The sequence below is a fragment of the Sphingobium sp. GW456-12-10-14-TSB1 genome (genome assembly GCF_059424385.1).
The window spans coordinates 78,650-89,265 of record NZ_JBWKZI010000003.1; the positions used below are offsets into that span (position 1 = coordinate 78,650).

At 62.9% G+C, this 10,616-nt stretch carries 10 protein-coding genes and 2 pseudogenes; 6 read left to right on the forward strand and 6 right to left on the reverse strand.

Annotated features, from left to right (window positions below; translation table 11 throughout):
* Positions 1-71 precede the first annotated feature (71 nt).
* The 3 genes and pseudogenes from copC (at position 72) to AC07X9_RS22830 (ending at position 2,790) form a co-directional block, all read left to right on the forward strand.
* Entirely contained in the window at positions 72-452 is a 381-nt protein-coding gene (copC, locus tag AC07X9_RS22820) for a copper homeostasis periplasmic binding protein CopC (RefSeq protein ID WP_037486754.1), read from the forward strand.
* A gap of 4 nt (positions 453-456) precedes the next feature.
* Positions 457-1,134 carry a copper resistance protein CopD gene (locus AC07X9_RS22825; RefSeq protein ID WP_231736445.1) on the forward strand — a complete coding sequence of 226 codons (678 nt, stop codon included), beginning with the start codon at positions 457-459 and terminating at the stop codon, positions 1,132-1,134.
* Positions 1,135-1,427: 293 nt separating this feature from the next.
* A pseudogene (locus AC07X9_RS22830) lies at positions 1,428-2,790 on the forward strand (IS3 family transposase).
* A 35-nt stretch (positions 2,791-2,825) separates the two neighbouring features.
* On the opposite strand, the gene AC07X9_RS22835 reads toward AC07X9_RS22830, so the two are convergent.
* The 5 genes from AC07X9_RS22835 to AC07X9_RS22855 all read right to left on the reverse strand — a co-directional run bounded on the left by AC07X9_RS22835 (position 2,826) and on the right by AC07X9_RS22855 (position 6,881).
* On the reverse strand, positions 2,826-3,065 hold the full coding sequence (locus tag AC07X9_RS22835; protein ID WP_046407408.1) for a YHS domain-containing protein: 240 nt from the start codon (positions 3,063-3,065) through the stop codon (positions 2,826-2,828).
* A gap of 41 nt (positions 3,066-3,106) precedes the next feature.
* A complete protein-coding gene (locus AC07X9_RS22840) occupies positions 3,107-4,873 on the reverse strand; it encodes an oleate hydratase (RefSeq protein WP_086485376.1) in 1,767 nt (588 codons plus the stop codon).
* A gap of 27 nt (positions 4,874-4,900) precedes the next feature.
* Entirely contained in the window at positions 4,901-5,767 is an 867-nt protein-coding gene (locus AC07X9_RS22845; protein WP_062345500.1) for a 3-hydroxyacyl-CoA dehydrogenase, read from the reverse strand.
* Positions 5,764-6,192 carry an acyl-CoA thioesterase gene (locus AC07X9_RS22850; protein ID WP_050794237.1) on the reverse strand — a complete coding sequence of 143 codons (429 nt, stop codon included), beginning with the start codon at positions 6,190-6,192 and terminating at the stop codon, positions 5,764-5,766. Before AC07X9_RS22850 ends, AC07X9_RS22845 begins: the two co-directional genes overlap by 4 nt.
* A 65-nt stretch (positions 6,193-6,257) precedes the next feature.
* Positions 6,258-6,881, reverse strand: a complete 624-nt coding sequence (locus AC07X9_RS22855; protein WP_007407173.1) for a TetR/AcrR family transcriptional regulator — start codon at positions 6,879-6,881, stop codon at positions 6,258-6,260.
* A 29-nt stretch (positions 6,882-6,910) separates the two neighbouring features.
* Here AC07X9_RS22855 and AC07X9_RS22860 point away from each other — a divergent pair, with 29 nt between their 5' ends.
* From AC07X9_RS22860 to AC07X9_RS22870, 3 genes are read left to right on the forward strand one after another with little or no spacing between them, the layout of a single operon-like run.
* The gene (locus AC07X9_RS22860; RefSeq protein WP_231735570.1) at positions 6,911-8,125 is read left to right on the forward strand and encodes a catalase family protein; all 1,215 of its coding nucleotides are present in this window, start codon (positions 6,911-6,913) and stop codon (positions 8,123-8,125) included.
* A gap of 40 nt (positions 8,126-8,165) precedes the next feature.
* On the forward strand, positions 8,166-8,777 hold the full coding sequence (locus tag AC07X9_RS22865) for a hypothetical protein (RefSeq protein ID WP_062345501.1): 612 nt from the start codon (positions 8,166-8,168) through the stop codon (positions 8,775-8,777).
* Positions 8,778-8,780: 3 nt separating this feature from the next.
* Positions 8,781-10,154 carry a Dyp-type peroxidase gene (locus AC07X9_RS22870; RefSeq protein WP_066624059.1) on the forward strand — a complete coding sequence of 458 codons (1,374 nt, stop codon included), beginning with the start codon at positions 8,781-8,783 and terminating at the stop codon, positions 10,152-10,154.
* 125 nt (positions 10,155-10,279) lie between these two features.
* Here AC07X9_RS22870 and AC07X9_RS22875 read toward each other — a convergent pair.
* Positions 10,280-10,603 (reverse strand): annotated as a pseudogene (locus AC07X9_RS22875) (PAS domain S-box protein); the annotation flags it as partial.
* Between the last annotated feature and the right edge of the window lie 13 nt (positions 10,604-10,616).

Genomic DNA, 10,616 nt, shown 5'->3' on the forward strand with positions numbered 1-10,616 from the left:
GAAAAGAAATTTGAGAGGGGTGCAGGCTGCAGCTGCGTATTCTCTCATGTCAATGACTGGAGAATTCCCGAATGCGCTTCCTTTCGCCTTTCGCAGCTGTCGCCGCCGTCAGCCTGAGCGTTTCGGCTCCGGCCTATGCACATCCCAAGCTCGTGTCTTCAACGCCCGCCGCCAACGCCAGAGTCTCGGCACCGTCGCGTATCACTCTGACGTTCAGTGAAGGCCTGATGGCCAGACTATCTGGTGCCGAGATCGTGATGACCGGTATGCCCGGCATGCCAAACCATCGCATGGCGGTGACCGGCTTCAAGACCGCGGTCGAGGGCGGTAACAAGACGTTGGCGCTGACACTGGCCAAGCCGCTTGGCGCTGGTACCTATCAGGTCACCTGGCATGTCGTCTCGATGGACACGCACCGCATCCAGGGCAATCTCGCCTTCATCGTGCGATAGGGCAATGAGTGAGGTAGCAGGCATCGCGATCCGCTGGGCGCTGTACGCCGATCTCGGCCTCTTGTTCGGCCTGCCGCTGTTCGCGCTCTATGCCCCAGGTGGCGGCCGGACGGTGCAGCGGCATCTGCCGATGGGGGCGATGGTGGCCTGTCTTGCCTGCTTCGGGCTGCTGCTATCTGCGTTCGGCTTTGCGGTGCAGGCTGCGGCCATGTCCGGACTGCCGCTCACACAGCCTGATTTCGCCCTGCTGGGTGATCTCATCAATGAGACGGCCATGGGGGCGGCGTTGAAGGCGCGCCTTGTCGCGCTCCTTGTCCTCCTATTCTGCGTCCTCTTGTATCGACGGCAATCACGTCCCGCCTTCATCGCCTCTACTCTCGCAGGCGCGCTCGCGCTCGCGACCCTCGCCTGGAGCGGACATGGCGCGGCTGGCGAAGGCTATCCGGGCTGGCTGCAACTGGTCGCCGATCTCGTCCATCTGCTCGCCGCCGGCGCCTGGGTCGGCGCGCTTGCAGCCTTCCTCGCGCTGGTTATGCCTAAAGCAGCGACCGGTGATATGGAGCGGGTCTCGCTCGCCGAGGAGGCCTTGACGGGCTTCTCCCTGGTAGGAACGATCATCGTTGCCCTGCTGATCCTGACCGGGATGGGGGCGTCACATAAAACGGGCACAGATATACGCTAAGGCCTGAGGGCGTCGGAAAACACCTGTTTGTCGTACATTGGCCGGTAGGAGACAGTCCGGATCGGAGCCGGGTTGCGAGGATAGCTGACACGCACGTTAAGTCGGCAGCCGACCAAAGCCAGCCATTCAACGTCCAATTGCGCGCGGCTGATTTCAGTTGAACCTGCCATTACAAGACCCGGGAACTTGGGCGACACGGGTCAGGCAGTGTCCGCCGTCAGCACCAATGGCACAGATTTGAGGTTGTGATTTAAGGAGGATCTGGGCTTCGTCGTAGTGACGAAGGAACGAAGATGAAGCCCAGATCCTCCAATGTAAAATCGCCCGCCAAGGCCCCAGCAGAGCGGGTAGTGAAGGACATCCGCCGACAGACCCGGCGCCACTTTTCGGCCGAGGACAAGATCCGCATCGTGCTGGATGGCCTGCGCGGGGAAGACAGCATCGCCGAGCTATGCCGCAAGGAAGGCATTGCCCAGAGCCTGTATTACACCTGGTCGAAGGAGTTCATGGAAGCTGGCAAGCGCCGCCTGGCCGGCGACACCGCCCGTGCCGCGACCACCGGAGAGGTCCAGGACCTGCGCCGCGAAGCCCGGGCCCTGAAGGAATGCGTGGCCGATCTGACACTGGAAAACCGTCTGCTCAAAAAAAGCATGGTCGCGGATGGGGGCAACGACGAATGAGATATCCCGCATCCGAGAAGCTCGAGATCATCAGAACCGTCGAGCAGTCGCACCTGTCGGCCAAGCGCACGCTGGACCAACTCGGCATCCCTCGTCGGACATTCTACCGCTGGTATGATCGCTACCTCGAAGGCGGGCCGGAGGCGTTGGAAGATCGGCCATCGGCGCCGAGCCGGGTGTGGACCGCATCCCGGCGGGCATCCACGACCAGATCATCGAGCTGGCGCTGGAACAGTCTGAGCTGAGCCCCCGGGAACTGGCCGTGCGCTTCACCGATGGGCAGCGCTACTTCGTGTCGGAATCCACGGTTTACCGCCTGTTGAAGGCCCACGACCTGATCACCAGCCCGGCCTATGTCGTGATCAAGGCTGCCGATCAGTTCCACACGAAAACCACGCGGCCGAACGAGATGTGGCAGACCGACTTCACCTACTTCAAGATCATCGGGTGGGGCTGGATGTATCTGTCGACCGTGCTCGACGACTTCTCGCGCTACATCATCGCCTGGAAGCTGTGCACCAACATGCGAGCCGAGGACGTCACCGACACGCTGGACCTCGCCCTGGCGGCTTCTGGTTGCGACAGCGCCACGGTGCTGCACAAACCCCGGCTACTCAGCGATAATGGTCCCAGCTACATCGCGGGTGAGCTGGCGGAATACATCGAGGCCCGGAAGATGAGCCATGTCCGCGGCGCCCCGTGTCATCCCCAAACCCAGGGCAAGATCGAGCGCTGGCACCAGACCCTGAAAAACCGCATCTTGCTGGAAAACTACTTCCTGCCCGGCGACCTCGAAGCCCACATCGAGGCCTTCGTCGAGCACTACAATCACCAGCGATACCACGAGAGCCTGGCCAACGTGACGCCTGCCGACGCCTACTTCGGCAGGGCTCCGGCAATCATCAAACTGCGCGAAAGGATCAAGCGACAGACCATCGAACATCGGCGCTTGCAGCACCGCAAGTTCGCCGCCTAACATCAACCCCCTGACGAGGTCCGCACTCCGCTAATCTACGCCGCGAGTTGTGCCGAATGTTCTGACGACGGACAGCCGGCCGAGCAGAAGACGTAGCGCTCGCCTTCATACTCAGCCTTGTGAGCGGTCCTGGCGGGATCGACCACCATGCCGCAGACCGGATCATGGTCGACGTGACCGGACGGCGTTTCGCCGTCCGGCTCATGATGGTGATGATGGCCGTGCGCCCCAGTCACCTCGGCGGCGCGTTCGCTCTTCTGATCGTCGTCGGCCATTCATCACCTTTCACACGCCGCGCGTGCCTTCCGGTCTTTGTTCACTCCTCGATCAGATGGAACTCTTCGAGCAGCTTGGCGATCTCTGTGCCTTCGAGCTTCTTCATCAGCAGCTTGCGCAGGAAGGCCGGTCCGGGAAGATCGATGCCCTTGCCGTCCCGCAGCGGACCGATCGCAGCAAGAAGTGTACGAATATCATAGGTCGAGTTGAAGACCTCCGGCACGCCGCGCTCGACATTCATCAGCGTGTAGACGGCCTCCATCGGGGTTCTCACCGAATATTCCGTGGTGAAGATGCAGTCCCGCTGCTTCGATTCCGCGAACTGGCCGATGAAGGCGAAGTTGACCGCGCCCTCCGGCACCACGTCCGGCCGGTCACCCGCCTGGCGCGGCATGAAGAAGGCGGTAATATAGGGCATCATCGTGGGAACGGTGCTGGCGCCGGATGCCGCGAGTTCGGGAATGTCCTCGACCGGCACGCCGAGGTGATAGAGCCATTCCTGGGTGATCTCCTCACCGGTGCATTCCTGCATCGGCTTCTTCACGAAGTCGCCGGGGCAATCGACAAAGAGCGCGTAGAACCAGGCGATCATCTGATCTTTGGGCTGCTTCTTGAAATGCGGCTGGCGATGAACCGTCCAGCTCAGCAGCCACGCCGAGTCCTTCACCGTGACGATACCGGCGGAGACGATCTTGCCGGTAAAGGGGTTCCGCTTGGTGATCTTCTCGACATAGGCCGGAATGCGGGCGTCGAGGGCAGTGATGGAGGCGGAGGCCCATTTCGTCTCCGGGATATGGGCGCCGAACACGTCGGGGCGGCCGAAGGCCGGATCCTTCGCGGCGATGCGGCGCCACAGGTCCCAGGCCGGCGCCGGTCCTTCATTGAGCTTCGCCGGCGTCCTGTGGTCGCCATTGTCGGAATTCTCGGTCAGCGAGCCGATCGTGATGAAGACGAGATCGTCTGGCCCGAGATCGACGCCGCCTTCGACGCCGCGCTCTTTCCAGTGAATGCGGGTCGCTTGCTTGCGGCCGGGCTGGATGTCGAAATCGACATCGGTGACCTCGACGCCGTAGCGGAACGTGACGCCGTGATCGGTCAGCCACTTCACCAGCGGCAGGACCATCGATTCATACTGGTTATAGCGGTTGAACTTGAGCGAGGAGAAGTCGGCGAGACTGCCGATATGATGGATGAAGCGGTGCAGGTAGAGCTTCATCTCCAGCGCGGAATGCCATTCCTCGAAGGCGAACATGGTGCGCCAGTAGAGCCAGAAATTGCTTTTGAGGAAGTCTTCGCCGAAGACCTCGTTGATACGCTTGTTCTCCATCTCCTCGCGCGTCGCGAGGAAGACCGAGAGCAGGTCCTTCTGGGCCTTGTCGTTTAGCGTCAACAGCGCTTTGTCGGGCACGTCCTGGCCCTGGTTCTGCGTCGTACGCTGGAGCGAAAAGTTGGGGTCGTCCTTGTTGAGCCGGTAGAATTCGTCGAGGACGCTGGCATCCTCGATCTCCAGCGAGGGGATCGAGCGATAGAGGTCCCACAGGCACTCGAAATGCTCCTCCATCTCGCGGCCGCCGCGAATGACGAAGCCCTTCTCCGGCACATCAAGACCATCGAGCGCGCCGCCGGGGATTCCCAGCTCTTCCAATATGGTGATGCGATCGCCCGAAACGCCGCCGTCGCGGATCAGGAAGGCGGCGCCGGCGAGCCCCGCCAGCCCCGAGCCGACGAACCAGGCCGTCTTCTTGTCGGCCCCCTCGGGCTTGCGGGGACGCACGAAGGCTTCATAGTTTCCACTGCTATAGTGCATGGCGAACTCCTGTTCTTCTTGTTGGGATCAGTCTGCGGAGGGTTTGTAGCTGTAGAAGCCTTCGCCCGAGGCGATGCCGAGCCTGCCCTTGTCGATGTAGTTTTCCTTCAGCCATGCCGCGAGCGACTGGGCGTGCTCATCGCCATGCGACAGAATGTTGTAGGGGGTGTTCAAGCCGATGATGTCGTAGATCTGGAACGGCCCCATCGGCGCGCCGGTGGCGATCCGCCAGACCTTGTCGACATCTTCCGGCTCGGCATAGCCGCCGGCCGCCAGATCGGCGGCCGCGTTCAGGAGCGGCACCAAAAGCGAATTGAGGACGTAACCCGCTTTCTCCTTGCGCACCGGGATCGGCACCATGCCGATGGCCGAGGCGAAGGCGATCAGGGCATCGAACACGGCCGGATCGGTGTCGTCGGTGCCCATCACCTCGGCGGTGTTGAACTTCCAGATGCTGTTGGCGAAGTGCAACGCCAGAAACCGGTCCGGGCGGCCGGTGAAGGCCTTGAGGTCGGTCGGCAACAGGGTCGAGCTATTGGTAGCGAAGATCGCCCTTTCCGGCGCAAGCCCCGCGAGCTTCTCGTAGAGCGCCTGCTTGATCGAGAGAAGCTCCGGAACCGCTTCGATCACGAGGTCCGCGTCCGCGACGGCCGAACCGAGATCGGCGGACAGGGTGATGCGCTGCAGGGACTCGGCGGCCTTGCCGTCGGCCGCACCGGCCACCTCCTTGCCATAGGTCTCGACGAGCATGGCAAAACGCTGCCTTGCCTGTTCAAGCGCCTCCTCGCTGGTGTCGTAGGCGGTAACGTCGAAGCCGCTATAGGCGGTCTGGAAGGCTATCTGGCTCCCGAGGACGCCCGTGCCGAGAACCGCCACTTTCCTGATATCGCTCATTCAATCTCCTTCTGCGCGGTATCGTCACCAAGAAACGGAGCCGCCACCTCCACCGGGACGCGGGCCAGCTTGCCGGTTTCCCGATCGACAAGGGCCCACTGGGTCAGCGAGGCGACGAGCGTCCGCCCGTCTTCATCATGGAATTCGACGCATCGTGCATAGCGCGCACCGCGCGGCACTCCGACGACCCAGGTGATCGCGCTGACCGCGTCTCCCGCCCGGACATTGCCGCGATAGTCGACCTCATGGCGCAGCACGACCGCGACGAACCGGTCGCGATCTTGCGGACGCGCGGCCGTCAGCCAGTGCGCCACCGACGCATCCTGGATCCAGGTCATCCAGACAGCATTGTTGACATGGCCGAGTTCGTCGATGTCGGCGTCCTGGGCGCGGAAGCGGATATGGAAGCGCCGATGCTCATCCACCTCGCCGACGAGCGGGTGTCCGTGCTCATCGCAGCCGATGCGTCGACGATCTGACACGATCCCGCTCACGAATACGCCTGCTCCTCATGCGACGAACCCAGTCCAGCCATGGCGCGGAAGAAGCCGACGAGCATCTCGTCGCGCGGCATGGCGCCTTCGACATCGCCCTGGACCGCCAGTCCCATCCAGAGCGCGTATAGACCGATGCCCGTCTGCATCGGCGGCAAGGCCGGACGCAGTGCGAAGCGTTGCGTTAGATCGGCAACGAGTTCACCGAACATCCGATAGCAGGCCGCCTTGCCCTCCCGGTGCCGCTCGGCGAAAGCCGGATCGCGCCGCGCGTGAAGCTGCAATTCGATCGAGAGGAGCGACCATTGCGCTTCACCGGCCAGCTTCGCGAGCCGGGCGGCCAGCACCTGGAGCGTTGCCTCGATATCATCGCCGGAGCAGTGCGCGACCAGGTCGCGAAGCAGTGTGACCTCATCCTGGATATGGCTCTGCAGGATCTCGACCAGCAGATCGTCCTTGCTGGCGAAGTTCGAGTAGAAGGCACCCTGCGAATGGCCGGCCGCGCTGCAGATGTTGCGGATCGACATGGCGGCGACCCCCTCCTCGATGATCGAGGTATGTGCGGCGGCGATCAGCCGGTCCCGCGTCTGGCGCTGCGTGTCCTTGCGCGTAAGCGGCATGGGTTCGTTCTCCAACCAACGGGCGAGACGTGCGAAACCTTTTCGGCGGTTCCGCGTTCTCAGTAAAAACCAGATATCAACTGATATCCGAAATCAACGGCGATTTCGACCCGAAATCGTCCGCAGTATCGAAATTAAAACGCGAAGGAGTGCCCTTGGCTGAAACCTACATTGGCTATTCCCCGGACGTGGAGGTTCTCGGCGAAGACGAGGAGCGGCTGACCGCCGAAATCCTCGAGATCATGGCCACCACCAACCGTAAGGCCTTCGAACGCCACCGCCATGCAGTGCGCGACGCCCATGCCAAGAGCCACGGGTTCCTGAAGGGTGAGTTGGTCATCCCGGAACTGCCGGAGCATCTGCGCCAGGGGCTTTTCGCTCGTCCCGCCACCTATTCCGTGGTGATCCGCCTCTCATCAGCGCCCGGAGATATTCACTCCGATACGATACCGGCTCCGCGCGGTATGGCGATCAAGGTCATTGGCGTGGCGGGGGAGCGGCTTCTCCCCGAAGACCAGGGCCGCAACCAGGATTTCCTGCTGGTCAATATCCCGACCCTGAGCTTCGGCACGATCGATAAATATCGCCAGCTCATCGGCCTTCTGGAAAAGAATGCCCAGAACCCGGCCGTTCTCCAGCGCGCCATGGCCGGGGTGGCGCGGGGAGTGGAAGCCGCGGTCGAAGCGGTCGGCGTCGAGCCCGGCGCCACGCTGCGCGGTCTCGCGCGCGACAATGACCATCTGCTTGGCGAGACCTATCACTCGATGGCGGCGATCCGCTTCGGCGACTACATCGCCAAGATCAGCGCTGCACCGCTCTCCGACAATGTCCGGGCACTCGCCGGCAAGGATGTCGGCGCGGTGGAGGACGCCACCATGCGCGATCTGGTGGTCGAGCATTTCCGCGATCAGAGCGCGGAGTATCAACTGCGCGCCCAGCTCTGTACCGATCTCGAAAGGATGCCGGTCGAGGATGCGGCGGTGCTCTGGCCGGAAGATCTCTCGCCGCACCAGCCGATCGCCACGCTGCGCATTCCCCCTCAGGACGCCTATTCGCCAGCGCGGCGGGTCTATGGCGATGACGTGCTGTCCTTCAACCCCTGGCACGGCATCCGCGATCATCAGCCGCTCGGCTCGATCATGCGGGTGCGCATCGCCGCTTATGAACGTTCCGCCCGCTACCGCCACGAAATGAACGCGCAGCCGCGCGTCGAGCCGACGAACATCGACGCCATTCCGGACTGACGATCCGATCGTCAACCAAACTTACGAAAGGAGGCCAGCCATGGCCGAGACCGAAGAAACCCCTCAGATCGACGAAACCCGCCTTCAGGCCATCCGCCGCCGGATCGAGGAAGTGGCCGGCGACGCGCCGCAGCTCGCCAAGCTCGCCCTCGAGCAGATGGTGACGAAGCATAATCCAGACCTCAAGGGCACCGCCGGCTCCGCCGGCCGTGTCGGCGCTCAGTCCGGCAATGTCTCGGAGCTTACCGCCATCGCCAACCTCAAGCCAGGCGGCGCGGACCGGCTGAAACGCATCTTCGGGCTGGTGAACGGCAATTTCGACGGAGCACAGAAGGTCGGCACACTGCACAATATGCGCTTCGTCTTCTTCGACAACGACACGCGCATCCTGTTCGCCACCGCCTATGATGGCGACTGGGACACCTATATCAACGACTTCGCCACCAAGATCCCCGACCTGATGGACCTGCTCTTCGCCTCGGTCGAGGGCTGGCCGGGCATTGCGAGCCCCAAGGTCAAGGACTTCATCGCCGAGCATCAGATCACCGCCGCCGGCTGGTTCGTCGCCAACCCGCAGGTGACCGTCGTCGATGTGCGCCGGCTCCAGCGCATGGAGCATGCCGTCAACGAATTTCTCGACAAGGTGAGCTGAGCAATGGCGATCCTTCAGAAACTGAAAGAGCGCTTCCGGCGCGACAGCGTCACGCTCGACCTGCACGACATCCAGGCGCTGATTCTGCGAAGCCGGCCGGAGCCCTATGTCGGCATCCATGCCATGCTCCATTTCGACGAGGCCGAGGGCGCGCGCGACCTCCTCGGCCGGCTCGCGCCGCATATCGCCTCGGCCGACAACTGGAGCGACGATCTCGATTTCTGGATCGGGGCCGCACTCAGCTTCGAGGGGCTGAAGGCGCTCGGCCTGCCGGAAGCACAACTCAAGACCTTCCCGCTCCCCTTCCAGCAGGGCATGCCTGCACGCGCGGAGCAGCTTCGCGACTTCGGGCCCAACGCGCCTGAAAAGTGGGAAGAGGTCTTCAAGCCGGGCAACTGCCATCTCGCGCTGACCATCTATGCCGTGAATGATGCGGCGCTCGACAAAGCGCTGGCGACAGCGCGCGCCGAACTCGACCGGAGCAGCGGCGTGACCCTGCTCGGCGAGCATCGCTTCGGTGCGCCGGATGGCGCGAAAAACCCGTTCGGCTTCCGGGATTCGATCTCCCAGCCCGCCGTGGAGGGCAGCGGCGTTGATCCGCTGCCAGGCGAGGAGCGGCCGATCAAGGCCGGCGAATTCATCCTCGGCTATGAGAGCGAGAACGGCCAGCCTCTCGGCATGCCGGAGCCCGCCGCGCTCGGCAAGAACGGCACCTTCGTCGTTATGCGCAAGTACAACAGCCGGGTCGGCTGCTTCAACGCCTTCCTCAAGGCGCATGGCGAGACGCCGGAGGAACGCGAGCTATTAGCCGCCAAGATGTTCGGGCGCTGGCGCTCCGGCGCGCCCTTGACGCTGTCGCCCGACCATGACGATCCCGACCTCGGCGCCGATCCGCAGCGCAACAATGACTTCACGTTCAAGGAAGACCCCAAAGGCCGCGTTGTGCCGCTCGGCTGCCATATGCGTCGACTCAATCCCCGCGATTCCGAGCTGACGCTGCTTACCGACGTCAACATCCACCGGATCATCCGCCGCTCCTCGACCTTCGGACCGGTCTATTCCGAGGATGTCGCGCCGGAAGACGATGCCGAAGGCGATCGCGGCCTGTTCTTCATCTTCATCAGCGCGCGTGCCTATGACACGATCGAGTTCATGCAGCAGGAGTGGATCAACCGAGGCAATTTCGTCGACCTTGGCGAAGAGCGCGATCCGATCGTTGGCCTGCATGAGGATGACGGCCGGTTCACGATCCCGCAGGCGTCGGCGCGCAAGCGCATCGACGGTGTGCAGACTTTCAATGTCATGAAGGGCGGCGAATATCTGTTCATGCCAAGCCTGTCCGCGCTCAAATGGCTGGCGGCCGGGAGCTGGGGTTAGGAACCCGCCGGTCAGTCGTTGGCCTTTGTGAAGATGAACGTGCAATTCATCAGGATCGCTGCGCTCGGCCTCACCATGATCTTTGCCAGTCGCGTCTGGCCCGATCGGTAATCCTGACTGTCCGCCGTCAGCTGCATCGGGAAAGTCGAGCCGTCGCGGCGCTGGCCGACCACGACGCGACCGAGGCCAATGATCCGGCGCTCGCCGGTCTGCAGATAATGCGCGAGATATTCGTCATGCCGGTCGCGATCGGGCTGGGGCATGAGGCAGGAGACGTTGCGGCCGACGAGCTCGGCTTCGCTGTAGCCGAACAGGCGTTGTGCCGCTGCGCTGAACGACGTGATGGCGCCGGTCTCGTCGATGATGATCATCGCATCCGGCACCGTCGCCAGAATCGATTGCAGATGCTGCTCGCGGGTCTCGATCGATGCGCGGACCGCCGCCTCGTCGGCCCCTGTGCAT

Coding starts and splice junctions, on each gene's coding strand:
- copC (WP_037486754.1), top strand. CDS start 72: ATGCGCTTCCTTTCGCCTTTCGCAGCTGTCGCCGCCGTCAGCCTGAGC.
- AC07X9_RS22825 (WP_231736445.1), top strand. CDS start 457: ATGAGTGAGGTAGCAGGCATCGCGATCCGCTGGGCGCTGTACGCCGAT.
- AC07X9_RS22835 (WP_046407408.1), bottom strand. CDS start 3,065: ATGGCCGACGACGATCAGAAGAGCGAACGCGCCGCCGAGGTGACTGGG.
- AC07X9_RS22840 (WP_086485376.1), bottom strand. CDS start 4,873: ATGCACTATAGCAGTGGAAACTATGAAGCCTTCGTGCGTCCCCGCAAG.
- AC07X9_RS22845 (WP_062345500.1), bottom strand. CDS start 5,767: ATGAGCGATATCAGGAAAGTGGCGGTTCTCGGCACGGGCGTCCTCGGG.
- AC07X9_RS22855 (WP_007407173.1), bottom strand. CDS start 6,881: ATGCCGCTTACGCGCAAGGACACGCAGCGCCAGACGCGGGACCGGCTG.
- AC07X9_RS22865 (WP_062345501.1), top strand. CDS start 8,166: ATGGCCGAGACCGAAGAAACCCCTCAGATCGACGAAACCCGCCTTCAG.
- AC07X9_RS22870 (WP_066624059.1), top strand. CDS start 8,781: ATGGCGATCCTTCAGAAACTGAAAGAGCGCTTCCGGCGCGACAGCGTC.